Source organism: Mycolicibacterium fluoranthenivorans (assembly GCF_011758805.1).
In the GTDB taxonomy this organism is placed as follows: domain Bacteria; phylum Actinomycetota; class Actinomycetes; order Mycobacteriales; family Mycobacteriaceae; genus Mycobacterium; species Mycobacterium fluoranthenivorans.
The window spans coordinates 946,963-972,590 of the sequence record NZ_JAANOW010000001.1; the positions used below are offsets into that span (position 1 = coordinate 946,963).

Genomic DNA, 25,628 nt, shown 5'->3' on the forward strand with positions numbered 1-25,628 from the left:
TGTCCCACCCAAGAAGGAGAGGTGTCGTGGACTCGTTCAATCCGACCACGAAGACCCAGGCGGCACTGACCTCGGCGCTGCAGGCGGCCACCGCCGCAGGCAACCCGCAGATCACCCCCGCTCATCTGTTGATGGCGCTGCTGACCCAGAACGACGGTATCGCCGCGCCGCTGCTCGAAGCGGTCGGAGTCGAGCCCGCGACCATCCGCGCCGAGGCCGAGCGTCTCATCGGCCGGCTGCCCAGCGCGAGCGGTTCCAGCTCGCAACCGCAGCTTTCACCGGAGGCGATCTCGGCGATCACCACCGCGCAGCACCTCGCGACCGAGATGGACGACGAATACGTCTCCACCGAGCACCTGCTCGTCGGCCTGGCCACCGGCCAGTCCGAGGTCGCCAAGGTGCTCACCAATCACGGCGCGTCCCCGCAGGCCTTGCGTGAGGCGTTCGTGAAGGTGCGCGGCAGTGCCCGCGTCACCAGTGCCGACCCCGAGGGCACGTATCAGGCGCTGGAGAAGTACTCCACCGACCTGACCGCGGCCGCCCGCGAGGGCAAGCTCGACCCGGTCATCGGGCGCGACAACGAGATTCGCCGGGTCGTGCAGGTGCTGAGCCGGCGCACCAAGAACAACCCGGTGCTCATCGGTGAACCCGGTGTCGGCAAGACCGCCATCGTGGAAGGCCTGGCGCAGCGCATCATCGCCGGCGACGTGCCGGAGAGTCTGCGCGACAAGACCGTCGTCTCGCTGGATCTGGGATCGATGGTGGCCGGTGCCAAGTACCGCGGTGAATTCGAGGAACGGCTCAAGGCCGTCCTCGACGACATCAAGAACTCGGCCGGCCAGGTCATCACGTTCATCGACGAGTTGCACACCATCGTCGGCGCCGGTGCCACCGGTGAGTCGGCGATGGACGCCGGCAACATGATCAAGCCCATGTTGGCCCGCGGCGAGCTGCGGCTGGTCGGCGCGACCACGCTCGACGAGTACCGCAAGTACATCGAGAAGGATGCCGCCCTGGAGCGCCGGTTCCAGCAGGTGCTCGTCGGCGAACCGTCGGTGGAGGACACCGTCGGCATCCTGCGCGGGCTCAAGGATCGCTACGAGGTGCATCACGGCGTCCGTATCACCGACTCGGCCCTGGTCGCCGCGGCCACGCTGTCGGACCGCTACATCACCTCGCGCTTCCTGCCGGACAAGGCCATCGACCTGGTCGATGAGTCCGCGTCGCGGCTGCGGATGGAGATCGACTCCCGCCCCGTCGAGGTCGACGAGGTGGAGCGCATCGTCCGGCGCCTCGAGATCGAGGAGATGGCACTGGCCAAGGAGACGGACGACGCGTCCGTCGACCGGTTGGCGAAGTTGCGCGCCGAGCTGGCCGATAAGAAGGAACAGCTCGCCGAGCTGACGACCCGCTGGCAGAACGAGAAGGGCGCCATCGACATCGTCCGCGACTTCACCGAACAGCTGGACCGGTTGCGTGGCGAGGCCGACCGCGCCGAGCGCGACGGCGATCTCGCCAAGGCCTCCGAGCTGCGCTACGGCCGGATCCCCGAGCTCGAGAAGAAGCTCGAGGCGGCGCGGCCCGTGGCCGAGGCTCGCGAGAACGTGATGCTCAAGGAGGAGGTCGGACCCGATGACATCGCCGACGTGGTGTCGGCGTGGACCGGGATCCCGGCGGGGCGGATGCTCGAAGGTGAGACCGCCAAGCTGCTGCGGATGGAAACCGAGCTGGGCAAGCGGGTCGTCGGACAGACGAAGGCCGTGCAGGCGGTGTCGGACGCGGTGCGCCGGACTCGCGCCGGGGTCGCCGATCCCAACCGGCCGACCGGCTCGTTCATGTTCCTCGGGCCGACGGGCGTCGGTAAGACCGAGCTCGCCAAGGCGTTGGCGGAGTTCCTGTTCGACGACGAGCGGGCGATGATCCGCATCGACATGAGTGAGTACGGCGAGAAGCACTCCGTCGCCCGGCTGGTCGGTGCACCTCCCGGATACATCGGCTACGACCAGGGCGGTCAGCTGACCGAAGCGGTCCGTCGCCGGCCGTACTCGGTGGTGCTGTTCGACGAGGTCGAAAAGGCTCATCCGGACGTGTTCGACGTGCTGCTCGCCGTGCTCGACGAGGGCCGGCTGACCGACGGTCAGGGCCGCACGGTCGACTTCCGCAACACGATCCTGATCCTGACGAGCAATCTCGGCGCCGGTGGCACCGAGGAGCAGGTGATGGCGGCGGTGCGCTCGGCGTTCAAGCCCGAGTTCATCAACCGGCTCGACGATGTGATCGTCTTCGACAGCCTCCGGCCGGACGAGTTGGTGTCGATCGTCGACATCCAGCTGGCTCAGCTGCAGAAGCGGTTGGCGCAGCGCCGGCTCACCCTCGAGGTGTCGCTGCCCGCCAAGCAGTGGCTGGCCGAGCGCGGGTTCGACCCGCTCTACGGCGCCCGTCCGCTGCGCAGGCTGATCCAGCAGGCCATCGGCGACCAGCTGGCCAAGCTGCTGCTGGCCGGTGAGGTGCACGACGGCGACGTGGTGCCGGTCAACCTGAGTGCCGACGGCGAGGGACTCAGCCTCGGCTGACCCTGCTGATGCCCAGTGGCCACTTGTTGCACGGTTTCGTTCCCCACCTGTGCAACAAGTGGCCATTGGGTTCGGTGTTTGTGCAAGTAACCGGGTTGTGACCTTAACGAGTTCGAGACAACCGGGTCCCAGCAAGTAGGCTAGGCCCCAATGGTCCCTCTCTGGTTCACGCTCTCCGCACTCTGTTTCACAGGGGCGGCAGTGTTGTTGTATGTCGATATCGACCGTCGGCGCGGGTTGGGCCGGCGGCGTAAGTCGTGGGCGAAGTCGCATGGCTTCGACTACGAGCACGAATCCAGCGAAATCCTGGATCGCTGGAAGCGTGGCGTGATGTCCACCGTCGGTGAGCACGTCACCGCCCGCAATGTGGTGCTCGGTCAGATCCGGGGCGAGGCCGTGTTCATCTTCGATCTCGACGATGTGGCCACGGTGATCGCCCTGCACCGCAAGATCGGCACGAACGTCGTGGTCGATCTGCGGCTCAAGGACATCAAGGAACCCCGCGAGAGCGATATCTGGCTGCTCGGCGCGATCGGCCCGAGGATGGTGTACTCCACCAACCTCGATGCCGCCCGCCGTGCCTGCGACCGTCGGATGGTGACGTTCGCCCACACCGCGCCCGACTGTGCCGAGATCATGTGGAACGAGCAGAACTGGACGCTGGTGGCCATGCCGATCAGCAGCAGCCGCGCCCAGTGGGACGAAGGCCTGCGTACGGTGCGGCAGTTCAACGATCTGCTGCGCGTCCTGCCGCCCATTCCTCAGCCCGGCCGCAACGGCGTCGGCGTGCACGCCGGTCAGCCCGCCCTCGCTCGCCGCAGCGGTTCGCCGAGCCGCCCGTTGCTGCCCCGGCCGGCCGAACTGCCCGCCGGGCGTGGTGACCTGCCGCCCAGCCGTGCGGATGTGAGTCGCTACGTCGACCAGCGCACCCCGGTGCGCAATGGCCGGCAATCGCCGCACTACCAGCGGTGACCCGACCTGCCACACCCGTAGCGCTGATCACCGGGCCCACCTCGGGTATCGGTGCGGGCTTCGCCCGGCGCTACGCCGCCGACGGCTACGACCTGGTCCTGGTGGCCCGTGACGCCACCCGGCTGGAACAGCTGGCCGACGAACTGCGTGATCATGCCGGCGTCGCCGTCGAGGTGCTGCCCGCCGATCTGGCGGTCGAGGCCGACCGCCGTCGGGTCTGCGACCGGCTGGCCGCCGGGGTGCAGGTACTGGTCAACAACGCCGGCTTCGGCACCTCGGGCGAGTTCTGGAAAGCGGACTACGCCACGCTGCAGTCCCAGCTCGACGTCAATGTCACCGCCGTCATGGCGCTGACCCACGCCGCGCTGCCCGCCATGCTGGCAGCCGGGCAGGGCACCGTCATCAACGTCGCCAGCGTGGCCGGGCTGATGCCGGGCCGCGGCTCCACCTATTCGGCATCCAAGGCCTGGGTCATCGCGTTTTCCGAGGGACTGGCCAACGGGCTGAGCGGCACGGGGGTGAGTGTGCACGCGCTGTGCCCGGGCTTCGTGCACACCGAGTTCCACGACCGGGCCGGCATCGAGATGTCGGGCACGCCGTCATGGTTCTGGCTGGAGGTGCCCGACGTCGTGCGCGACTGCTTGACCGCGGTGGCCAAGGGCGAGGTGGTGATCATCCCCGGCGTGCAGTACAAGGCGCTGACCACGGTGAGCCGGCTGGTACCTCGGAGCCTGGTGCGCGGCGTGACCAAACGCGTGGGTAAGGGTCGCGGGCGGACCTGAAATGCGGATGAGGACCGTGTTGGCGGCAGCGCTGGTGCTGATGCTCGCGGCGTGTTCTGGCGGTGACACCTCGAGTGGGCCGTACGGCGCGCAGCAGGCGCGCATCGGTGAATCGCTGACCGTTGCGGGCTGGAACGTGTCGGTGGCCAATCTGCGTTTCGACGCCGACCGGGTGCTCGTCGATATCGACGCCGCGCCGGCCCAGACCGGCGGAGCGCACGTCAAACCCGAGAGCCTGCGCCTCGGCCTGTACGGTGCGTTGGCCCATCCGATCGAGTCGAACGCGATCGGCGGTTGCGCCGACGCGGCCAACCTCGGCCTGCAGCCTGCCGCCATGCAAACCGCCGGCCCCGAACATCTCAGCGGCACAGTCTGTCTGGGACCGTTGCGGGACCAGAGTCAGGTGCGTGGGGTGTACCTGTACTCACCCGAGGAGCGCATCCCGAAGACCACGGTGGCCTGGCCCGCGGCCTTCCCCGTCGGGCTGATGCCCACCGGGGACAGCGAGGCGGGTCTGGTGCTGCAGTCCACCAGCGTGGACGCGTTCCGTGCCGACGGCGCCCAACTCGCGCCGTCCGCGCTCGGCGATCCGACGGCCTTCTCCGGTAACGGTTACATGCTGATCGGGCTGTCCATCGACGGCACGGCGCAGCGATACCGCGACGACTCGGCCAAACGCGGCGGCCCGCTCATGGTGCTCACCGGTCCGACCCTGCCGGGAAACGGTCTGTCCCATGCCTGTTCGGCGTACGGGGCGTCGCTGCTGGTCCTCCCCGAGGCTTCCCTGGACGCGGTGGCCATCCGCGCCTCGATGTGCACGCAGGGTGAGATCAACGCCGCACTGCTCTACCCCACGGTCTCGGTGGTGGGCACCCACGCGGCGCTGTGGACCACGGCGTGAGCCTGGGCCCCGGTCCGACCGAGTGGGGCGAGACGCCCGGCGTGGGTCCCTGGGCGGGATCGCTGCCGGATGATCCGCGCTATGACCCGGAGTTGTTGCGCGACGGCGATACCCGCAATGTCGTCGACGCCTACCGGTATTGGACCCGTGAGGCGATCATCGCGGACATCGACCAACGCCGACACGCGCTGCACATCGCGATCGAGAACTTCGGCAGCGATGCCAATATCGGCACCGTCGTACGCACCGCCAACGCCTTCGCCGTGCACACCGTGCACATCGTGGGCCGGCGTCGCTGGAACCGGCGCGGGGCCATGGTCACCGACCGCTACCAGCGGCTGCAGCACCACGACAGCACCGCCGAACTGCTGGACTTCGCCCGCGGGGCGGGGCTGAGCGTCGTTGCGGTGGACAACGTGCCGGGCTCGGTCCCACTGGAAACCACCGTCCTGCCCCGCGATTGCCTGCTGGTGTTCGGGCAGGAGGGACCGGGGATCACCCCGGAGATCAGCGCCGGCGCCGAACTGACCGTGTCGATCGCCCAATTCGGCTCGACCCGCAGCATCAACGCCGGGGTGGCCGCCGGCATCGCCATGCACGCATGGATCCGCACCCATGCCGACGTAACAGGCGCATGGTAGGTCCTCGTAAGCCCTGAGTAGGGCAGTATCGACGCATGGATCAGGTGTGGGCCAACCGTGCAGCCAGTTCCGAAGCCGCCGTCGCCACACGGCACCTGAAGCGACTGTGGGGTCTGCCGGGCACCCAGCTCGGTGTCGTGGCCTGGCCCGCGGCCCGCAAGCAGAAATCCTTCGGGACCTGGCACTACTGGTGGCAGGCCCACCTGCTGGACTGCCTGGTCGACGCCCAGCTGCGCGATCCCGACCCGGTCCGGATCGCGAAGATCACCCGGCAGATCCGCGGACATCACCTGCGCAACCTCAGGTGGACCAACGATTACTACGACGATATGGCGTGGCTGGCGCTGGCCCTCGAACGGGCCGGACGGCTGGCCGGGGTCCACCGGGAAGGCGCGCTCAAGACACTGTCCGAACAGTTCCTCAACGCCTGGGTTCCCGAGGACGGCGGCGGCATCCCATGGCGCAAACAGGACCAGTTCTTCAACGCGCCGGCCAACGGCCCGGCCGGCATCTTCCTGGCCCGTTACGAGGACCGGCAACGCCGCGCGCAGCAGATGGCGGACTGGATCGACGAAACCCTCATCGACCCGGAGACCCATCTGGTGTTCGACGGCATCAAGGCCGGCTCGTTGGTGCGGGCCCAGTACACCTACTGCCAGGGCGTGGTGCTGGGCCTGGAAACCGAACTCGCCGCCCGCACGCAGGACCCGGAACACGCGCCCCGGGTGCACCGGCTGGTGGCCGCCGTGCGGGAACACATGACCACCGACGGCGTCATCCAGGGCGCCGGCGGTGGCGACGGCGGGCTGTTCAACGCGATCCTGGCCCGGTATCTGGCATTCGTGGTCACCGACCTTCCCGGGGACACCCCGCAGGACGACGCGGCGCGGGCGACGGCGCGGGAGGTGGTGCTCACCTCCGCGCAGTCGGCGTGGGACTACCGCCAGACCGTCGACGGGCTGCCGTTGTTCGGTGCGTTCTGGGACCGCGCGGCCGAACTGCCCACCGCGGGCGGCGCCGAGGCGCAGTTCGTCGAGGGGGCGGTGAACGCGTCCGAGATCCCCGAACGCGATCTGTCGGTGCAGTTGTCGGGCTGGATGTTGATGGAGGCGGCACACACCCTCACCGTCGAGACACCGGCACCGGAATGACCGCGGCCCGCCTCTGGGGCGGGGTCAGGCCGCCCAGGCTCAGACGCTGTCGGTGGAGTTCTTGGCGGCCTTGCGGCGCTTGTACCACTCCCAGATCATCGGAGCCAGGGATGCGACGGCGATCAGGATGAAGATCGGCTCCAGCAGTTTCTGGATGACCTCGAACTGGCCCAGCCCGTAGCCGAGCAGCGTCAGGCCGACGCCCCAGAGCACCGCGCCGATGATGTTGTAGAGCGTGAACACCGTGTACCGCATCTTGGCAGCACCCGCGGTGATCGGCGCGAGGGTCCGCACGATCGGGATGAACCGGGCCAGCACGATGGCGAACGGGCCGCGCTGCTCGAAGAAGGCGTGGGCCTCATCGAGGTATTTCTGCTTGAGCACCTTGGCATCCGGTGTGAACATCGCGGTGCCCAGGTAGCGGCCGACGAAATAGCCGACCTGGCCGCCGAGGATCGCCGCGATCGGGATGAACACCAGCAGCTGCCACAGCTGGAAATTGGTGTCCACCTGGGCGCTCTGGGCGGCCGTGCCGGCGGCCAGCATGCCCGCCACGAACAGCAGCGTGTCACCGGGAAGGATGGGGAACAGCACGCCGGATTCGATGAAGACGACGACCAGGATGCCCACCAGGGCCCAGGTGCCGAACTGCTCGATCAGCTTCAGCGGGTCGAGGAAATCCGGCATCAGGGCCAGATGGGTGGTGGTCATGAGGCCCCAAGATACCGGGGAAATCGTCAAGGGCAGGCGACGGCGAGCTGGTAGGTGGTCGGGACGACGCGCGCCGGATTCGTCGAATCGGTGCCGGCGCCGCTCCCGGTGACCGTGAGGGTGTCGCCGTGGCGGAAGGCCTGCGGCGCGTCCTCGGAGACGTCGGCGGCGTAACCGATCGAGATCCCGCCGGCATCCCCGATGGTCACCGACCGTACCGACGGCATGTCGTCATCGGTGATCACCACCGTCACCCCGAACGAGGTCTGGCCGATGGTGTACCGGGCGAATCCGTCGGCGGCCGAGCAGACCACCGGGCCGATGGGCCCGACGTCGCGGCCGTTGACGATCAGCTGCGCCTGCCCCGCGGGCACGGTGGTGGCCAGCACCGGCGGAGGCGGAGCGGCGGGCGGCGGGGTGGTCGACGTCGGTGCGGGTGCCGGCTGCGGGGCACATCCGGCCACCAGCAGCAGGGCACCCGAGGTGAGGAAAGCGAGTGCCGGACGGGTGCGCACCCGCGCAACGCTAACCGAGACGGTCGCTTCGGTCAGGGTTCGCCCGAGAACGAAGGGCCCCAGTGCCGGCCCACCGGCTTCTTGTCATACTGACCTGGTCAGCCGGACTGCCGAGAGGAAGATCGAAATGCCCATCGCCACGCCCGAGGTCTACGCCGAGATGCTGGGCCGTGCCAAGGAGCACTCCTTCGCTTTCCCGGCCATCAACTGTGTCGGCTCGGAGAGCATCAACGCCGCAATCAAGGGCTTCGCCGACGCGGGCAGCGACGGCATCATCCAGTTCTCCACGGGCGGAGCAGAATTCGGCTCCGGTCTCGGCGTCAAGGATATGGTGACCGGCGCCGTCGCGCTGGCCGAGTTCGCCCACGTCGTCGCCGCGAAGTACGACATCACCGTTGCGCTGCACACCGATCACTGCCCCAAGGACAAGCTCGACACCTACGTGCGTCCGCTGCTGGCGATCTCCGCCGAGCGGGTGGCCAAGGGCCAGGACCCGCTGTTCCAGTCGCACATGTGGGACGGGTCGGCGGTGCCGATCGACGAGAACCTGCAGATCGGCCAGGAACTGCTGAAGCTGGCCGCCGCGGCCAAGATCATCCTCGAGGTCGAGATCGGCGTCGTCGGTGGTGAAGAGGACGGTGTCGAGGCCGAGATCAACGACAAGCTCTACACCACGGCCGCCGATTTCGAGAAGACGATCGAGGCGCTCGGCGCCGGCGAGCACGGTAAGTACCTGCTGGCCGCGACGTTCGGCAACGTGCACGGCGTGTACAAGCCGGGCAACGTCAAGCTCAAGCCCGAGGTGCTCAAGGAAGGCCAGGAGGTGGCCGCGGCCAAGCTCGGCCTGCCCGCCGGCAGCAAGCCTTTCGACTTCGTCTTCCACGGCGGTTCGGGCTCGCTGAAGTCCGAGATCGAGGATTCGCTGAAGTACGGCGTGGTCAAGATGAACGTCGACACCGACACCCAGTACGCGTTCACCCGGCCGATCGTCGGGCACATGTTCACCAACTACGACGGTGTGCTCAAGGTCGACGGTGAAGTCGGCAACAAGAAGGTCTACGACCCGCGCAGCTACCTGAAGAAGGCTGAGGCGTCGATGACCGAGCGTGTCATCGAGGCGTGCAACGACCTGCACAGCGCCGGCCGGAGTGTCTCCGCGGGCTGAGCCGCTCGCGATTTCGGCGTGTTTCGTTGCGGTGCACGCAGCGAAACACGCCGAAGTCGTCTCTAGGAGTTCTGGCAGATCTTCCACTGGGCGTCGCGGAGCTGCAGATCGAAACTGCGGGTGGAGCGGATCTGCGGGGCGTAGGCCATGAAGGTCGTGACATTGGCCTCGGCGTGATCGTCGTGCACGATCACCTGGTCGATGCTGGCCACCACCGGATACTGCTTGGCGGCGGCGACCCTGGCGTGCGTCTCGGCCCAGGCCTTGTCGTTGTACTGCGCGTAGCTGTCGCGGGTCGCGCCGCAGGTGATGCTGCGCAGTGTCGCCAGATCACCCTTCTGGATGGCCCCGTCGAAACTACCGATCGTGGTGCGGACCAGCTGCTCCTGTGACACCGCGGCAGTGCTCTTGCGGGTCAGCAGCACGGTGCCCAGCACCGCCAGGGCCACCAGGGCCGCGATGACCAGCACCACCGCGATGACCCAGCCCCAGCTGCGCCGCGTCCGGACCGGCCTGGCTGCCTCGCCTCGCGGTGGAATGACTTGCGGTGCAACGTTCTTGGTGACACCACTGTGCTGTGCCGCGATGAGCTCGGTGGTGTCCTCGGCGGAGAAGATCTCGGTCGGGGGTTCGGGCACCGCATCGATGATCTGCGTGGAGCCGTCGAATCCCGACGGCGCCGTGAACCGACGCTCGAGCCCGTCGCCGTCCGGTGTCTCTTCTCCTGTTCGGCTGGCGGATTCCTGCTCTTCGTCCGGCCCTGTTGGGTTCGACATTCCTGCTGCGGTCCTCCCTTGCCGACGCTACTGCGCAAGCCTAGCGATTGCCTGTAAATGTCGGCACGGCACAATGGCCTTATGACACGCATGGGTGATCTGCTTGGGCCGGACCCGGTGTTCTTGCCGGGTGATGTCGAGGCGGAGGAGGAGCTCGACGCGGGGGAGAACCCGGCGATCGTCGCAGCCGCGCATCCCAGCGCGTCGGTGGCCTGGGCCGCGCTGGCCGAGGAAGCGCTGGCCGACGACAAGGCGATCACCGCCTACGCCTACGCCCGCACCGGTTACCACCGCGGCCTGGACCAGTTGCGCCGCAACGGTTGGAAGGGTTTCGGGCCGGTGCCCTACAGCCACGAGCCCAATCGCGGCTTCCTGCGCTGTGTGGCGGCGCTGGCGAAAGCCGCCGACGCCATCGGCGAGACACCCGAGTACGCGCGCTGCCTCGATCTGCTCGACGACTGCGACCCGGCCGCACGTTCGCAGCTGGGTCTCGGCTAGTTCCCAGGAACCGCTGCCAGGCTCAGTGAATGGGCAGGCTGCGGACATCGTTGATCGCCGTTCTCGGCGTCGCTGCGGTGGTGGGTGCCGGTGCGGGGGGCGTCGTCGCCGAGGCCCTGCACCGCCCGGGTGCCGACAGCCCGGTCGCCAAGGTCGCCGAATGGGCGCGTGACCACGGGCTGGGCGATGAGGTCACCTGGCTGGAGCGCTGGCAGTATCGGCTGGACCAGCCCGCGGTGGGTGGTGCGCCCGCGGGTGGCATCCCGACCCCGGAGGGGGTGGTGCAGGCCGCCACGTCGGCGACCCTGCCCCCGGCGCCGCTGCCACCGCTGGCCGGCGGCGCCCCGCTACCCGGTGAGGGGATGTGGCGCACCGTCGTCGCCGTCGGTGGGCGCCCCGCGGTACAGGTGGCCGCGCTGCGTCCGGACGCCTCGCACACCTCGTTCGTGGCCGGGGTGATGCGGATGGATCCGGCCCTGGTGCGCGGCCAGTTGCGGCCGGGCACCATCGATCCCGGCGGTTCATGGCAGGCGTCGGCAGCATTGACCGCAACGGAGCGGGCGGGCACGGCGGTGGCGTTCAATGCCGGTTTCCGGCTGAACGACCACAGCTATGGCGGCTACTACAGCGAGGGCCGCACCGTCGTGCCACTGATCGACGGTGATGCCAGCCTGGTGTTGCACACCGACGGCACCGCCGATGTCGGCGCGTGGAACCGCGAGGTGCGGATGGGGCCGACGGTCGCCAGCGTCCGGCAGAACCTGGTGCCCTTGGTGGACGACGGACAGGTCAACCCGTCCTGTGCCACCGGAGGGCCACGGGAGTGGGGCAAGACGGTCGGGCAGACGGCCTATATTCATCGCTCCGGATTCGGGATCACCAACACGGGTGCCGAGGTGTACGTCGCCGGTCCGGCACTGTCGGTGTGCACCCTCGGGCACCTGTTGACCGATGCGGGTGTGGTGCGCGGGATGGAACTCGACATCAACCCGGACTGGGTCAGTGGCGCGTACTTCCAGAGACAGCCCGACGGTTCCCTGTCGGGGCACAAGTTGTTCCCGGCCGAGAAGGTGGACGCCGGGCACTACCTGCGGCCGTCCAGCCGCGACTGGTTCGCCTGGTTCGTCCGCTAGCAGTGGGTGGACTGCTCACAGTCGCCCGCGCCCTCGGGCGGTTCGACCTGCACGGTCGCGTGCTCCAGCCCACGGGCGGCCAGCACCGCGCGGGTGTCCTCCAGCACCTGGGCCGAGTTGCCGCGGCAGGTGACGTGTGCGGTGGCCATGTCCTTGCCCGGCACCAGCGTCCACACGTGCAGATCGTGTACCCCGGTGACCCCGTCGACGGCCGCCAGCGCGGTGCGCAGTTCATCGACGTCGATGTGGTGCGGTGACGATTCGGACAGGATCCGCAGCGCGGCCCGGGCCAGCGCGAAGGCGCGGGGCAGCACCCACAGCGCGACCAGGACGGCGACCACCACATCGGCGTAGGGCCAGGCGGTGGTGACGGTGACGATGCCGGCGATCAGCACACCGATGCTGCCGACGGTGTCTGCGACGACCTCCATGTAGGCGCCCTTGACCGCCAGGCTCGCCTCGGACTGCGACCGCAGTAGCAGCACGACCACCGCGTTGGCGAGCAGGCCCACCAGCGCGACGACGATCATCGGCATGCCGGGCACCTCGGGTGCGTCGCCGAGCCGTTCGAACGCCTCGTACAGGATGAATCCGGCGACTCCGAGCAGCAGGACGGCGTTGGCGACCGCGGTGAAGACCTCGGCGCGATGCCAGCCGTAGGTGCGCGCGGCGGAGGTCGAGCCGCGCCGGGCCAACAGCACCGCCGTCAGGCCCATGAACATGGCGACCAGGTCGGTGAGCATGTGGCCGGCGTCGGCGAGCAGGGCGATCGAGTTGATCGTCAGCGCGGTCACGAGCTCGACGACGAAGAACACCGACAGGATCGCCGCGCCGAGGATCATCCGGCTGACGCGGGTCTCGCTGCCGTGGCTGTGGTCATGTCCTGCACCCATGCCCGTGAATATATGCGCAAACTCGCATATGTCGCAAGGGTCAGACCCAGGCGGACCAGAACCGGGTCAGCTGTCCGCCGATGGCCACCAGCTGCTGGGGCACCCCGGACAGGTCGACGAACCAGAACACCACGTCGAAGAACACCCGGTTGAGCTGGGGGACCATCAGCAGGATGAACAGGATGATGAATCCCCACTGCTTGGCCGGTTCCAGTGCCCGGCGGGTGTCGGCACTCAGATGCGGTTCCAGTGCGCCGTAGCCGTCCAGGCCGGGGACCGGAAGCAGATTCAGCAGCAGCGCCGTCACCTGCAGGAAGCCCAGGAAGGCCACGCCGGACCAGAACACGCCATGGGCGGAGTCGAAGAACAGGGCCGTGACGGCTAGCAGCAGCACCGCCAGGACCGCATTGGCCAACGGACCGGCCAGGCTGACCTGCGTGCGCTGCCTGGGGGTCATCCAGGACGTCCGCACGTACACGGCACCACCCGGCAGGCCGATCCCGCCGATGGCGATGATCGCCAGGGGCAGCGCGATCGACAGCAGTGGGCTGGAGTACTTCAGCGGGTTCAGGGTCAGGTAGCCGCGGATCTCGACATCGCGGTCGCCGAACCGCCACGCGGTATAGGCATGGCCGAACTCGTGCAGGCACAACGACACCAGCCAGCCCGCGACGACGAAGATGAACACCGCCACGTACGAGAGCGGGCGCACGGTGTCCTGGCAGAACCAGGCCAGGCCCCCACCTGCCGCCGTGAGCGCAACGATCGCCAGGAAGACCGGGCTGGGACGCACCGATTGATGCAGGGGCCGGATGTTCACCCCACGAAAGCTACCGGCCCGGTTCCTCTGCGCGCTGCGCTCGTGTCAGTCCACCCGCAGCCACCCCTGCGTGTGCCGGTAGAACGTCGACCGCCGGACCGGGCGCGGCACCTGGACCCCGTCGCGCACCACCATGGCTCCGGTGGTGCCCAGCTGCACCGCGCGGCCGGCGACCCAGCGGCGGGCCCGCATACGCGGGCTGAGCACGCTGGCCCGTAGCCCTGGTGGCGCGTCGGTCGGCTCGATCCGGACCGCGGTGGCCGTGCCGTCGAAGAGCACGGTGTCGTCCACGACCGCCTCGCCCTCGATCTGTCGAGCGGAGTCGTCCGGCGGCAGCCAGTATCCGGCGCCGACGAGAACCGCGCCGGTCTCGTCCCGGATCAGCGGGACCCGGCGGGCCCGCCCGGTGCGTGCCCGCCGACCGGACCGGAACGGCGGCACCACGGCGACCTCGATATCGAGTCGATCGGCCCGCAGCAGCCTGCTCAGCACCGTCGCGACGTCGGCATCCGAGCCCGCCACGGCAAGTCGGCCCGCCGTGAATGCAGCGTCGACATCGGCCGGCTCTACGATCATCACCGCAGGACAGTCGGCCAATGTGCGGGGGATGCGACGGTCACCGAAGAGCAGCACGCTGATCTCTTGGCCGCTGTCTGTGGTGGTCAACGCCGCTCCTGTGGCTCCGCTCGGATATGGTGGGTCACCGGCTGCATCACTTTAAGCGGGAGAAATGCCATGCCGGCAATCGTGCTCATCGGGGCCCAGTGGGGTGACGAGGGCAAAGGTAAGGCCACCGATCTTCTCGGTGGACGCGTGCAATGGGTTGTGCGCTACCAGGGCGGTAACAACGCGGGTCACACCGTGGTGCTGCCCACGGGCGAGAACTTCGCGTTGCACCTCATCCCCTCGGGCATCCTCACCCCAGGCGTCACCAACGTCATCGGCAACGGTGTCGTGGTGGACCCAGGGGTGCTGCTCAAGGAGCTGTCGGGGCTGGAGGAGCGCGGCGTCGACACGTCCGGCCTGCTGATCTCTGCCGACGCCCACCTGCTCATGCCGTATCACGTCGCCATCGACAAGGTGACCGAGCGCTACATGGGCAGCAAGAAGATCGGCACCACCGGCCGCGGGATCGGTCCCTGCTATCAGGACAAGATCGCCCGCATCGGCATCCGGGTGGCCGATGTGCTCGACGAGGAACAGCTGTCCAACAAGATCGAGGCCGCCCTGGACTTCAAGAACCAGGTGCTGGTCAAGATCTACAACCGCAAGGCGCTGGACCCGGCCGAAGTGGTGGAGAACCTGTTGGAGCAGGCCGAGGGCTTCAAGCACCGCATCGCCGACGCCCGGCTGCTGCTCAACCAGGCGCTGGAGGCCGGCGAGACCGTGCTGCTCGAGGGCTCGCAGGGGACGCTGCTCGACGTCGATCACGGCACGTATCCGTTCGTGACGTCGTCCAACCCGACCGCCGGCGGCGCGGCGGTGGGCTCCGGTATCGGGCCCACCCGCATCACCACGGTGCTCGGCATCCTGAAGGCCTACACCACCCGGGTGGGCTCGGGCCCATTCCCCACCGAACTGTTCGACGAGCATGGCGCCTACCTGGCCAAAACGGGCGGTGAGGTCGGGGTGACCACCGGCCGGCCGCGTCGCTGTGGCTGGTTCGATGCCGTCATCGCCCGGTACGCGACGCGGGTCAACGGCATCACCGACTACTTCCTGACCAAGCTCGACGTGCTCTCCAGCCTGGAGACGGTGCCGGTGTGCGTGGGCTACACCGTCGACGGCAAGCGCACCGACGAGATGCCGATGACGCAGGCCGATATCGCCCGCGCCGAGCCGATCTACGAGGAACTGCCCGGCTGGTGGGAGGACATCTCCACCGCGCGCGAGTTCGACGAGCTGCCCGCCAAGGCACGTGACTACGTGCTGCGGCTGGAGGAGCTGGCCGGCGCGCACGTGTCGTGCATCGGTGTCGGCCCGGGCCGGGAACAGACGATCGTGCGCCGCGACGTGCTTGGCGCGAGGTGACAGGGGACCGGCCGGAGTCGGTTTTCGAACAGCACGGCGGCTTCCCGGTCTTCACCCCTGCCGACCCGGGCCCCGGCTTCGCGCGGTTCCTCACCGCGATGCGCCGGGCTCAGGACCTCGCGGTGTCGGCGGACCCCGACAGTGCCACCTGGGACGAGGCAGCGGACCGCGTGGAGGCACTCGTCGCGCTGCTGGAGCCGTATCAGGCCGATGAGGGCGTCGGCCCGGCCAGCCGGATGCCGAGTCTGCCCGGTGCGGGCAGTCTGCTGATGCCGCCGTGGCTGGTCACCAAGTTCGATCCCGACGGTGTCGAATTGGAGGTGCAGTTCAGCCGCTATCACGTCGGCGGGAACTACGCGGTGCACGGTGGCGTGCTGCCGCTGCTGTTCGATTCGGTGTTCGGCATGGTGATCCACGCGGCCGGCCGGCCGATCAGCCGGACCGCCTACCTGCACGTCGAGTACCGCAAGGTGACTCCGATCGACACCCCGCTGATCGCCCGCGGACGGGTCACCGAGGCCGAAGGGCGCAAGGCATTCGTCGAGGCCCAACTGCTCGACCGTGCGGAGAATGTGCTCGCCGAGAGCAACGGTTTGATGATCAGGCTGCTGCCGGGTCAACCCTAGCCCGCAGACGTGCTACCGTCAGTTGCGCGCATTTTGGTTGACGCGCTTGTAAATGAGGGAAGTAAGTTCAATGGCACAGGGCACTGTGAAATGGTTCAACAGTGAAAAAGGCTTCGGCTTCATCGCTCCCGATGGTGGGGCTGCCGACGTTTTCGTTCACTACTCCGAGATCACCGGAAACGGTTACCGCTCGCTCGAGGAGAACGCTCGCGTTCAGTTCGAGGTCGAGCAGGGCGCGAAAGGCCCGCAGGCGGTAGGCGTCTCGCTCATCTGAGCGAGAATCAGAGCTTCTGAGGGCCGGCGCGGTGAGACCGCGCCGGCCCTTCTCGCTTGCCTGATGGTCATCGACGATTCACGCCACCGACGCGTATCCGCCGATGGAATTGTGAAGACTGGAAATCGATGACTTACTTGAATTTGATTCATATGAATCGCGCGTGCCGAAGCCCGGGCTGCACCGCCGCGCCCGTCGCCGGGACCCGCCATTGCGGCCACCACGGCATCGCCCGGCATTTCGCGAGTCTGCGGCAGAAGTAGATTCGCCCGCAGCGCACACCGCGGGATGCGAACATGACGCGGTGAGCACGCCACTTCAATTTCACCGCCTGACCACCCCGCGGGCCGCGGCCGCCGCGGGTGTGCTGTTCTCCGTGCTGTTCACCGCCTCTTTGGTGCTGTTGTGGACCACCGTGCCGGAAGGCGGTGCGCACGGCAGCCAGTGGACGGTGGCGGGCAGCGGTCACCTCAAAACGGCGGCGGCGCTGATGCCGTTCGCCGGGATCGCGTTCCTCTGGTTCATCGGGGTGGTGCGTGACGGGTTCGCCGGTGTGGAGGACAAGTTCTTCTCCACGGTGTTCCTGGGCGCGGGCCTGCTGTTCCTGGCCATGGTGTTCGCCACCACCTCGGTGGGAATCGGCTTGGCGCACAGCAGTACTGACGTGACAGATCCGGGTGCGCGCGCGGAAGTGGTGGCCTTTGCCACCATGGCGCTGACCGCGCTCGGCAAGACCTACGCACTGCGGATGGCCGCGGTGTTCATGATCTCGTTGGCGACGATCTGGCTCAAATCGGGTGTGATGCCCCACTGGCTGGTGTGGACCACCTACATCACGGCGGTGGTCGTTCTGGTGGCCGCCGATACGTCCGTCTGGCTGATGCTTGTCTTCCCGGTATGGGTGCTGTTGGTCAGCGTCATGCTGCTCGGACGCTCCGGGGTGATCCATCTGCCCGACGCCATCGAGTGACGAGTTCGCTCAGAACGGTGGTGGTTTCGCGTTCTGTTCGAGGGTGTGTTGGTTGAGGCGGCGTTCGGCGTTGATCCGGGCGGCGTGGGTGTGGGCGCGGGTGCGGCGGCGGCGGGGCATGGCCAGCCCCCGACCCCCGACGCCGCTGCCGGTGGCGGCTGGTGTCGGTGGTGGCGCCGGGGTGTGAATGGGTTTGTCGGGGAACAGGATCCGGGTCAGCGGCACCGTGGTGTAGGTATGCCCGGCGGAGTTGGTCCAGGTGTGTGTCCCGTCGGGATGCTGGACGGTGCTCCAGCCGGCGAAGGTTTTGAGTAGGTGATGGGTACGGCACAGCGCGGCGAGATTTCCGGGGTGGGTGGCCCCACCCGGCCACGGCACGCTGTGGTCGAGGTCGCAGTACTGGGCGCCACGGTGACAGCCGGGGAAAGTACAGGTCAGGTCGCGGGTGCGGACCCAGGCCGCCAGCTTCGCCGAGGGCCGGTACCGCGGCTCAGCGGTGAGGTCGTTGGTGTCGGCGAGGGTGGTGACCCGGGCGCCGGTGGCGACGAGTTCAGCGACCAGCGGGGCGGGCACGACACCGCCACCGGGGATGACCCCCGGGGTGCCGGTCACCGCGGCCGGGCCGCGCAGGCCCTGCAGGCCGTCACCGTGCACGCCGGGATCACGCGCCGGGGTGTCGGGTTCAGGCTCAGGATCGGGGCCTGGTTGCGGATCCTCGGGCCCCGGCGCGGGATTACCGGGAACCACACCCGTTGCCGCACCCGGCACTGTCTCGGTGAGTACGTAGACCGTCACCGCGGCTGAGCGGGGATCCACCCCGGCGGCCGGGCAGCCGGGCTCCCCACACAGACACGTCAGCCGCTCGGCGTTCGGGTCGACGGCCAGTAATCCCATGGCGTCGGCGCGGCGCTGCCCGACCGTCCGCGGATCACCCTCGCAGACTGTGGCGGCGAGGGCGGTGAGCCGGGCCCGCAGCACCGCGGCGTCGGTGGCCAGCAGCCGCCCCCACACCGCGACGGTGCCGGCGGGATCCTCCTGGGCCCCGAACTCGATGCACCGGGATCGGGCCGCGGTGCGGGCGCAGTGCACCGCGACCGGATCGAATTTCTCGATCCACACATCGATGGCGGTCTCGGTGTTCTTCTGCGAGAGCACCCCCAACGTCGGGGCAACCCCGGCCAGCGCGGCGTCGATCAACGCCAACGCCTCCGGTATCGGTGACCAGCCGGGTCCGCCAGGTGATCGCGGCGGCGGTTTTGGCCGAGATCTCCCCGTGCTCGAGCAGGGCCCCCACTTTCGGGAGCCGATCCCGCAACGCGAGGGCGATGCGCATCTGCCCGGCCGCACTCTCCCGGGACAACCCACAGCCGGCCGATATTTCCGCGGCGGCGTACTCCCACCCATCCAACGCCGCAGACGCCCGCGCTTCGTCTTCGTCCTTGCAGTGCCAGTCGACCAGAGCGGCGATGATCGCCCACCGCCGCGCCGCGGCCACTGCCTCAGCCCGGGTCGCGGCGCGCAACGCCTCGATCAGCGCCGCATCCCCCACGCCACCCAAGTCGAACATATGTTCACACTACAACGACCCGCCGACACGGCACGGAAGTTATCCACAGACCCGAAGTTATCCACAACTCCACGCCCGCACCAGGATTCGATTCCGGGCAGTCGGGCCCGCAGCGGTCTCTCGTCGAACGCATCGGCGAGTTGCGCCACCGCGCCGTGGCCGAAACAATAAGTGGTGCAATCCTTCTCGTGCGATTCGTGCCGGAGCCGAGGATGGACCGACTGTCCAGAGCTACGGCGCTTCGCGCAGTGCGCCGGCCGGGCAGAGCTTGACGGCCTCGCGGGCGTGATCCTCTTCGCCGGCGGGCACCTCGTCATTGAGCAGCACCACGATGCCGTCCTCGTCCTGGTCGAACACGGCCTCGGCCACCATCACGCAGTTGCCCGCGGAGATACACGCGTCGCGGTCGGCATCGATATGCATGGTCATCTCACCCCTTCTCATCCCTCCACGTCACTGCCAACGAACGTAGTCCGTAGATGAAGTGGAACGACCGGAATTCGACATCGGCGAAATCCTCGGCCAGCTCCAGTCCGGGAAACCGGCGGAACAACGCCGGGAACGCGATACGCATCTCCATCCGGGCCAGCGGCGCACCCAGGCAGTGGTGCACGCCGTGGCCGAAGGCGAGGTGCCCCGGCGCGCCGCGGCGCACGTCGAGAACATCGGGGTCGGCGACGAACCCGGGGTCCCGATTGCCCGACGGCAGCGAGGCGAACACCAGGTTGCCCGCCGGAATCACTGTCCCGGCCACCTCGACATCGGCGGTGGTGAACCGCGGAATCGCGTGCTGTACCACCGACAGCCAGCGCAGCAGTTCCTCGATGGCGGGTGCGACGGCGTCGGGATCGTCGCGGATCAACGCCAGTTGGTCAGGGTGGCGCAGCAACGCCAGCGTGCCCAGCCCCAGCATGTTCGACGTGGTCTCGTGGCCGGCCAGCAACAGCAGACCGGCGATGCCGACCAGTTCGTCGTCGGTCAGTTCGGTGCCGTGCTCGCGGATCAGCATGCCGAGGATGTCCTCGCCGGGAGTGCGTCGAGCGGTGAGTACCAGCCCCCGCATGTAATCGCGGCTTTCGCGCTGCAACGTCATCCGCTGCGCGATCGGCAGCGACAGGTCGAGCTGGCGCCCCGAGCGTTCCTGGAAGTCGGCGCGGTCCTCGTACGGCACGCCGAGCAGCTCGCAGATCACCAGCGACGGTATGGGCAGCGCGAATTCGGAGATCAGATCTGTGCTTGATCCCCCGTCGCTTCGCTCGCCCCCGACTGGCGCCGCTGCCGCAGCCATCGCGTCCAACCGCTGGTCGACGATCTCGGTGATCCGCGGCTCCAGCCGCTTCATCCGGCGGATGGTGAACTCCGGGGTGAGGAATCGGCGCAGCCGTTGATGCTCCGGCGGATCCTGCGCCAGCAGATTGCCCGCCCGCGCACTGGCCTGCTCCTCCACCGAGACCTCCGGTGCCCCGGGCAGGGTGAAACCGGGCGGTCGGCTGTTGGAGAAGTGCTCGTGATCAGCGAGGACGGCCTTGACGTCGTCGTGCCGGGTGATCAGGTAAGCCCGGTTGCCCAGCGGGCCGGTGACGGACTGCACGCCCGCCGAATCCCGGAGGGCGGCCAGTTCTGGTGTTGGGTCGAAGCCGTTGCGCCGCATGTGCACCGGCAGTCTCGGCTCCTCGGTGAGGGTCATGACCAGACGTTACCCGCCGAACACAAAGTCCTTGATCAGCGCGTTGACGACGGCCGTCAGGCGAGGATCGGCAGCAAGGAGTGCACGATGTGCACCGCAGCGTGGGCAACCTGGGTGGTGTACAGGGTGAAGTCGATATCTGGGTCGTGTCCGGCGAGGTCCGACAGGGCGCGTATCACCAGCCAGGGCACACCGAACGCGGCGCAGACCTGGGCCACCGCGGCGCCTTCCATCTCGATGGCCGACCCGCCCAGATCACGGTGCAGGCGCATCCGGGTGGCATCGCAGTGCAGGTAGGCATCGCCGGACACGATGGTGCCGAACGTGATCAGCGGTGCACGGTCTTGTCCGCCGGCTTCGGCGTCGAGAAACGGAAGCAGGACCGAGGACAGTTTGCGCTGCACCCGGCCCAGCAGGTTTTCGTCCACGCTGAAACCGAGTTCGTCGGTCGGGTTGAAGAACCGTACGTGTCCGGGCTGATACAGCGAAAGCTGTTCCTCTTCAATGATTCCGGAGTCCATGGCCACGATCTTCTCGGCGACGACGATATCGCCGATGGCCAGTTCCGGGCTGAGTCCGCCTGCGACACCGGTGAAGATGACGGCGTCGCAGCCGAACCTGTTGATCAACAGGGTGGTCGCGGTCGCGGCGTTCACCTTGCCCATCCCGGACTCGGCGGCCACCACGCGATGCCCGTCGATGGATCCGGCGGCGAACGTCCACTGCGCCATCTCGGTGTGCACGACGTCCCCCATGAGTTCGGCGAAACTGGCCAGCTCGTCCGGGATCGCGCACAACACGCCAATCGTCATACCGCCACGCTATCGGTCGGCGTGCAGTCCCGGCCACCAGATGCGCGGCCCGATCAGGGTGAACAGCGCCGGGATGATGACGGTGCGCACCACGAACGTGTCCAGCAGGATGCCCAGGCCGACGATGATGCCCAGCTGGGTCAGCACGATCAGCGGCAGGACCCCGAGCACGCAGAACACCGCGGCCAGCACGATGCCCGCGCTGGTGATCACGGCACCGGTCGCCGACACCGCCCGCACGATGCCCTGCCGGTTGCCGAAGGCCGGGGTCTCCTCGTGTGCGCGGGTGACCAGGAAGATGGTGTAGTCCACACCCAGCGCCACCAGGAACAGGAAGGCGAACAGCGGGGTTCCGTTGTCCAGCGCGGGGAATCCGAACAGGTGCACGCTGGCCCAGCCGCCGAGGCCCAGCGCCGCCAACGCACTGAGCACCGTCACCGCCACCAGGAGCACCGGCGCCAGCATCGAGCGCAGCAGGACGAACAGCACCGCCAGCACCACGGCCAGGATCGCCGGGATCACCACCAGTCGGTCTCGCTGGGCCGCCGCGGCGGTGTCGCGGGCCTGGGCATCCGAGCCGCCCACCACTGCGGCGCCGTCCACGCGGTGCACCGAATCGCGAAGGGCGTCAACGATGGTGAACGCCTTCGAGGAGGCGGGCGCGGCGTCGAGCACCACCGACCATTGTGTCAACCCCGTGTTCGACTGTCCCGCAGGGAGGACCGACGTCACGCCCGGGGTGCCCGCGATGGCGCGCTGGATCGCGTCGGCCGAGGCGCTGGGGCCGATGACGCGGGTGGGATCGGTCAGTCCACCGGGGAAATGGGCGGCCAGGGTGTCGTACCCGGCCACCGATTCGGCCTGCACCCGGAACTGCTGGGTCTGGGACAACCCGACCGGGGTGGTGAACAGCCCGGCGCACAGGGCGGCCAGGCCGGCCAGGGCCACCGTCGCGACCACGGCCGGTCGGCGGGCCACCCCGGCGGCGATGCGGTGCCAGATACCGCTCTCGGTAAGCGGTTTGGCATGCGACCCGGTCGTCGGGACGAACGGCCAGAACAGCTTGCGCCCGCACAACCCCAGCAGTGGGGGCAGCACCAGCAGCACGAAGACTGCTGCGACCACCAAACCGGCGGCGGACTGCACACCGAGGCTGCGGTTGCTCGGCGCCGACGCGAACAGCAGGGTCAGCAGGGCCAGCACCACGGTGGCGTTACTGGCCAGGATGGCCGGGGCGGCGGCGCGCAGTGCCACGCGCAGCGCGTCGCGGTGGTCTTCGCGTACGTGCAGTTCCTCGCGATAGCGCGAGATCAGCAGCAGCGCATAGTTGGTGCCCGCGCCGAAGACCAGCACGCTGGTGATACCGCCGGTGGATCCGTCCGGGCTGAGCCCCACGCCCGAGGCCACCGCCGACCCCACGACGCTGCCCACCCGGTCGGCGAAGGCGATGACCAGCAGCGGTACCAGCCACAGCACCGGCGAGCGGTAGGTGATGATGAGCAGCAACGCCACCACCGTCGCGGTCACGGCCAGGAGCGTGATATTGGCTCCGGCAAAGGAATTGGCGATATCGGCGCCGAACGCGGGGCCGCCGGTGACCTGTGCCTGCAGACCTGGCGGCAAGCGCTTGGCGGTCTCGGCGCGCAGGTCGCGCACCGCGTCGTTGAGTGCGAAGCCGGACAAGTCCGCGGGCAGCGGCGCGACCACCACGGCAGCCTTACCGTCCTCGGAGACGCGTGCCCCGGCGCCGGCGGCGGTGATATCGGCCGCGGACAGCACCGCCCCGTCCGTGCGCGTCACCACGATGATCGCCGGAACGCGATCACCGCCCGGGAAGTCGGCCCGCAGTGCGTCTGCGCGGGCCGATTCGGCGGCGGCCGGGACGGACACCGGTGACTGCGATGCGGAATCGCCCGCACCGAGCAGGGCCATCAGGGCACCGGAGGTGACCACGACGATCAGGGCCAGGGCCCACGAGAGGCGAGCAGACATACACAAAATATTTCAGATACTTAACTATTAATCAACTGTATGATCCGCGCATGCCACCGCAGCGCCACCGCGCCGATCTGGAAGCCCAGATCGCGGCGGACGCGCGGGCACTGACCGCCGAGTCCGAACAGATCGGCCGTTCCTTCGCGAGTCAGCACGACCTGGGCGCCAATGACTTTCGGGCGCTCCTGCACATCATGGTGGCCGAATCCGCGGGAACCCCGCTGACCGCCGGGGATCTGCGCAAGCTGCTCGGGACCTCGGGTGCGGCCATCACCTACCTGGTGGAGCGGATGATCGCCTCCGGGCACCTGCGCCGCGATATCGATCCCGCCGACCGGCGAAAGGTGATCCTGCGCCACGACGAGCACGGCCTGACCGTCGGCCGGAAGTTCTTCGCCCCGCTGGCCCAGCTCAACTCACGTGCCCTGGCCGACCTGCCCGATGCGGACCTGGAGGCGGCTCATCGGGTGCTCACCGCGCTCGTCGGCGCCATGCAGGAGTTCAGCGGCGGTTGAGCGTCGCCTCTTCCAGGTCCAGCCCGCGCAACACCGAGCGCAGCACCTCGTCGTCGATGTTCCCGGCGTCGCGCTCGGCGATGAACGTCGCGCGTTCGGCGGCCAGCATCTCCAGCCGCAGCCGACGGAACGCCGAGGCCGGGCTCTCGCCGAGCTCTTCCTCACTGCGTCCCAATCGCTCCCAGGCCGAGTTGCGCCGGGCGGTGTTCCATTTGTGCAGGACCGCCGCGGCACCGTCGCGCATGGCGTTACCGCCGGCGCGCTGCTCTTCGAGGAGTTCGTCGAGCCGCTCGGCGGCCGCCCTGGCCGCCTTGTCCTGTGCGGCGGCCTCGGCGAGGGCGTCCTGCTGTTCGTCATCACCGCGCACGCAGAAGTGCCGGATCACCCAGGGCAGGGTCAGGCCGTGCAGCAGCAGGGTGCCGACCACCACCACGAACGTGAGGAACACCAGTTGCGGGCGGCCCGGGAACGGGTCCCCGCTGAGTGTCGTGAGCGGCACACCGAACGCCGCGGCCAGTGACACCACGCCGCGCATCCCGGCCCACGCCAGGACGAAGACCTCGGCGGGCCCGGGGCGCGGTTCGTTCTCGCGGACCCGTTTGATCAGCAGCCGCGGCGTGTAGGCGAACACGAACACCCAGGCGATGCGCACCGCGATCACCGTCGCCAGCACCGAGACCGAGGACACGGCGATCGTGACGAACGAGATGCCGGTGAGCTCGTGCACCACCTCGGGCAGTTGCAGCCCGATCAGCAGGAAGGCGAACGATTCCAGGATGAGCTGCAGCGCCTTCCACACGGCGTCATCCTGCAGTCGGGTGGCGTAACCGGCCTCCGTCGAGCGCTGCCCGAGGATGAGGGCGGCGACCACGACCGCCAGCACACCGGAGCCGTGGATCTCCTCGGCCAGCAGATAGATGACGAACGGGGCGATGAGCCCGATGGCGCTCTCCACCAGCGGGTCGTCCAGCCGGTGCCGGATGAACGCGATCACCCAACCCACGGCCAGCCCGACCACGAGTCCGCCGGCCACCGCCAGCCCGAACGTGGCCAGCCCCGAGCCCCAGGTCGCCGACGCCCCGATCGCCGCCGCCAGCGCCACCTTGTAGGCGGTCAGGGCGGTGGCGTCGTTGAGCAGGCTCTCCCCGCCGAGCAGCGTCATGATCTGCCGGGGCAGCCCGAGCCGGCGGCCGACCGCCGTCGCCGACACCGCGTCGGGCGGCGCCACGATCGCCCCCAAGGTCAGCGCCGCGGCGACGGTCAGCTCCGGCACGGTATGGAACGCGACGAACCCGACGGCCAGCGTCGTCGCCAGCGGCAGGCCCACGGCCAGCAAGCCGATCGGCCGGATGTGCTGGCGCATGGTGACGTAGCTGCTCTCCAAACCGGCCGACCACAACAACGGCGGCAGGATGACGTTGAGCACCAGCTCGGGGTCCAGCTCGACGGAGCCGAAGCCCGGGATGGCGCTGGCCGCCAGCCCGGCCACCACCAGGGCCAGCGGGGCCGACACGTCGAAGCGGCGGCTGACACCCGCCAGCAGCACCGCCGCCGCCAGCACCGCCAGCAGTGTGCCTTCCATACCGCGAACCCCCCTTGCCGGACGGTGCGCGTGTTCGC

The 25,628-nt window shown here is 68.6% G+C and carries 26 protein-coding genes and 1 pseudogene; 14 read left to right on the forward strand and 13 right to left on the reverse strand.

The genetic code is table 11. From position 1 onward, the window contains the following. The first annotated feature begins 26 nt into the window (after window positions 1-26). The 6 genes from clpB (at window position 27) to FHU31_RS04645 (ending at window position 7,020) form a co-directional block, all read left to right on the forward strand. The gene (clpB, locus tag FHU31_RS04620; RefSeq protein ID WP_167156297.1) at window positions 27-2,573 is read left to right on the forward strand and encodes an ATP-dependent chaperone ClpB; all 2,547 of its coding nucleotides are present in this window, start codon (window positions 27-29) and stop codon (window positions 2,571-2,573) included. Between the two features lie 150 nt (window positions 2,574-2,723). Next, window positions 2,724-3,545: a trehalose monomycolate transport factor TtfA gene (gene ttfA, locus FHU31_RS04625; protein ID WP_167156299.1), complete on the forward strand. Its 822-nt coding sequence runs from the start codon at window positions 2,724-2,726 to the stop codon at window positions 3,543-3,545. Next, window positions 3,542-4,327, forward strand: coding sequence for an SDR family NAD(P)-dependent oxidoreductase (locus FHU31_RS04630; RefSeq protein WP_167156301.1), 786 nt, complete (start codon window positions 3,542-3,544; stop codon window positions 4,325-4,327). The genes ttfA and FHU31_RS04630 overlap by 4 nt, the downstream gene beginning before the upstream one ends. A 7-nt stretch (window positions 4,328-4,334) precedes the next feature. Next, window positions 4,335-5,228, forward strand: a complete 894-nt coding sequence (locus FHU31_RS04635) for a hypothetical protein (protein ID WP_409371181.1) — start codon at window positions 4,335-4,337, stop codon at window positions 5,226-5,228. Beyond that, complete coding sequence (locus tag FHU31_RS04640; protein WP_090359011.1) at window positions 5,225-5,869, forward strand: TrmH family RNA methyltransferase; 645 nt, start codon at window positions 5,225-5,227, stop codon at window positions 5,867-5,869. Before FHU31_RS04635 ends, FHU31_RS04640 begins: the two co-directional genes overlap by 4 nt. Window positions 5,870-5,904: 35 nt before the next feature. Next, window positions 5,905-7,020 (forward strand): glycoside hydrolase family 76 protein, encoded by a 1,116-nt coding sequence (locus FHU31_RS04645; RefSeq protein WP_167156304.1) that lies wholly within the window; start codon window positions 5,905-5,907, stop codon window positions 7,018-7,020. A gap of 39 nt (window positions 7,021-7,059) precedes the next feature. On the opposite strand, the gene FHU31_RS04650 is transcribed toward FHU31_RS04645, so the two are convergent. Then, the gene (locus FHU31_RS04650) at window positions 7,060-7,731 is read right to left on the reverse strand and encodes a VTT domain-containing protein (protein ID WP_167156306.1); all 672 of its coding nucleotides are present in this window, start codon (window positions 7,729-7,731) and stop codon (window positions 7,060-7,062) included. 26 nt (window positions 7,732-7,757) lie between these two features. Next, window positions 7,758-8,246, reverse strand: coding sequence for a lipoprotein LpqH (locus FHU31_RS04655; RefSeq protein WP_167156308.1), 489 nt, complete (start codon window positions 8,244-8,246; stop codon window positions 7,758-7,760). A 127-nt stretch (window positions 8,247-8,373) separates the two neighbouring features. Between FHU31_RS04655 and fbaA the strand changes: the two genes are divergently transcribed. Beyond that, window positions 8,374-9,411: a class II fructose-bisphosphate aldolase gene (fbaA, locus tag FHU31_RS04660; RefSeq protein ID WP_167156310.1), complete on the forward strand. Its 1,038-nt coding sequence runs from the start codon at window positions 8,374-8,376 to the stop codon at window positions 9,409-9,411. Window positions 9,412-9,473: 62 nt separating this feature from the next. On the opposite strand, the gene FHU31_RS04665 is transcribed toward fbaA, so the two are convergent. After that, on the reverse strand, window positions 9,474-10,187 hold the full coding sequence (locus FHU31_RS04665; RefSeq protein WP_167156312.1) for an Rv0361 family membrane protein: 714 nt from the start codon (window positions 10,185-10,187) through the stop codon (window positions 9,474-9,476). 81 nt (window positions 10,188-10,268) lie between these two features. Here FHU31_RS04665 and FHU31_RS04670 point away from each other — a divergent pair, with 81 nt between their 5' ends. Next, entirely contained in the window at window positions 10,269-10,685 is a 417-nt protein-coding gene (locus FHU31_RS04670; RefSeq protein WP_167156314.1) for a DUF3151 domain-containing protein, read from the forward strand. Window positions 10,686-10,714: 29 nt separating this feature from the next. Then, window positions 10,715-11,818: a phosphodiester glycosidase family protein gene (locus tag FHU31_RS04675; RefSeq protein WP_167156316.1), complete on the forward strand. Its 1,104-nt coding sequence runs from the start codon at window positions 10,715-10,717 to the stop codon at window positions 11,816-11,818. Here FHU31_RS04675 and FHU31_RS04680 read toward each other — a convergent pair. Genes FHU31_RS04680 through FHU31_RS04690 form a run of 3 tightly spaced genes read right to left on the reverse strand, consistent with a single transcriptional unit; the run spans window position 11,815 to window position 14,197 of the window. Further along, window positions 11,815-12,711, reverse strand: coding sequence for a cation diffusion facilitator family transporter (locus FHU31_RS04680; protein WP_090358751.1), 897 nt, complete (start codon window positions 12,709-12,711; stop codon window positions 11,815-11,817). The genes FHU31_RS04675 and FHU31_RS04680 overlap by 4 nt on opposite strands. Window positions 12,712-12,751: 40 nt before the next feature. Next, a complete protein-coding gene (locus tag FHU31_RS04685) occupies window positions 12,752-13,531 on the reverse strand; it encodes a site-2 protease family protein (RefSeq protein ID WP_167156318.1) in 780 nt (259 codons plus the stop codon). A gap of 45 nt (window positions 13,532-13,576) precedes the next feature. Continuing rightward, window positions 13,577-14,197, reverse strand: coding sequence for a peptidase M50 (locus FHU31_RS04690; RefSeq protein WP_167156320.1), 621 nt, complete (start codon window positions 14,195-14,197; stop codon window positions 13,577-13,579). A 69-nt stretch (window positions 14,198-14,266) separates the two neighbouring features. On the opposite strand from FHU31_RS04690, the gene FHU31_RS04695 reads away from it, so the two are divergent. The 4 genes from FHU31_RS04695 (at window position 14,267) to FHU31_RS04710 (ending at window position 17,432) form a co-directional block, all read left to right on the forward strand. Continuing rightward, window positions 14,267-15,562 carry an adenylosuccinate synthase gene (locus FHU31_RS04695; protein WP_090358757.1) on the forward strand — a complete coding sequence of 432 codons (1,296 nt, stop codon included), beginning with the start codon at window positions 14,267-14,269 and terminating at the stop codon, window positions 15,560-15,562. Then, window positions 15,559-16,188, forward strand: a complete 630-nt coding sequence (locus tag FHU31_RS04700) for a PaaI family thioesterase (protein ID WP_167156322.1) — start codon at window positions 15,559-15,561, stop codon at window positions 16,186-16,188. Before FHU31_RS04695 ends, FHU31_RS04700 begins: the two co-directional genes overlap by 4 nt. A 70-nt stretch (window positions 16,189-16,258) precedes the next feature. Next, window positions 16,259-16,462, forward strand: a complete 204-nt coding sequence (locus tag FHU31_RS04705) for a cold-shock protein (RefSeq protein ID WP_090358761.1) — start codon at window positions 16,259-16,261, stop codon at window positions 16,460-16,462. Window positions 16,463-16,766: 304 nt separating this feature from the next. Continuing rightward, a complete protein-coding gene (locus FHU31_RS04710; protein ID WP_167156324.1) occupies window positions 16,767-17,432 on the forward strand; it encodes a hypothetical protein in 666 nt (221 codons plus the stop codon). 9 nt (window positions 17,433-17,441) lie between these two features. Here FHU31_RS04710 and FHU31_RS04715 read toward each other — a convergent pair whose 3' ends face one another. From FHU31_RS04715 to FHU31_RS04735, 6 genes and pseudogenes are all read right to left on the reverse strand, one after another. Beyond that, window positions 17,442-18,635: an HNH endonuclease signature motif containing protein gene (locus FHU31_RS04715; protein WP_234901137.1), complete on the reverse strand. Its 1,194-nt coding sequence runs from the start codon at window positions 18,633-18,635 to the stop codon at window positions 17,442-17,444. 64 nt (window positions 18,636-18,699) lie between these two features. Beyond that, window positions 18,700-18,999: pseudogene (locus FHU31_RS31410) on the reverse strand (DUF222 domain-containing protein); the annotation flags it as partial. A 231-nt stretch (window positions 19,000-19,230) separates the two neighbouring features. Next, window positions 19,231-19,422 (reverse strand): ferredoxin, encoded by a 192-nt coding sequence (locus FHU31_RS04720; protein WP_167160633.1) that lies wholly within the window; start codon window positions 19,420-19,422, stop codon window positions 19,231-19,233. Between the two features lie 7 nt (window positions 19,423-19,429). Continuing rightward, window positions 19,430-20,686, reverse strand: a complete 1,257-nt coding sequence (locus FHU31_RS04725) for a cytochrome P450 (protein ID WP_167156326.1) — start codon at window positions 20,684-20,686, stop codon at window positions 19,430-19,432. Window positions 20,687-20,742: 56 nt separating this feature from the next. Next, window positions 20,743-21,498, reverse strand: coding sequence for a 5'-methylthioadenosine/adenosylhomocysteine nucleosidase (locus FHU31_RS04730; protein ID WP_167156328.1), 756 nt, complete (start codon window positions 21,496-21,498; stop codon window positions 20,743-20,745). Between the two features lie 9 nt (window positions 21,499-21,507). Next, entirely contained in the window at window positions 21,508-23,490 is a 1,983-nt protein-coding gene (locus tag FHU31_RS04735; RefSeq protein ID WP_167156329.1) for an MMPL family transporter, read from the reverse strand. Between the two features lie 50 nt (window positions 23,491-23,540). Here FHU31_RS04735 and FHU31_RS04740 point away from each other — a divergent pair, with 50 nt between their 5' ends. Further along, window positions 23,541-24,008, forward strand: coding sequence for a MarR family winged helix-turn-helix transcriptional regulator (locus FHU31_RS04740; RefSeq protein ID WP_167156331.1), 468 nt, complete (start codon window positions 23,541-23,543; stop codon window positions 24,006-24,008). Here the strand turns inward: FHU31_RS04740 and FHU31_RS04745 are convergent. Continuing rightward, a complete protein-coding gene (locus tag FHU31_RS04745) occupies window positions 23,995-25,590 on the reverse strand; it encodes a Na+/H+ antiporter (protein ID WP_167156333.1) in 1,596 nt (531 codons plus the stop codon). The two genes, FHU31_RS04740 and FHU31_RS04745, sit on opposite strands and share 14 nt — an antisense overlap. Window positions 25,591-25,628: the final 38 nt, after the last annotated feature.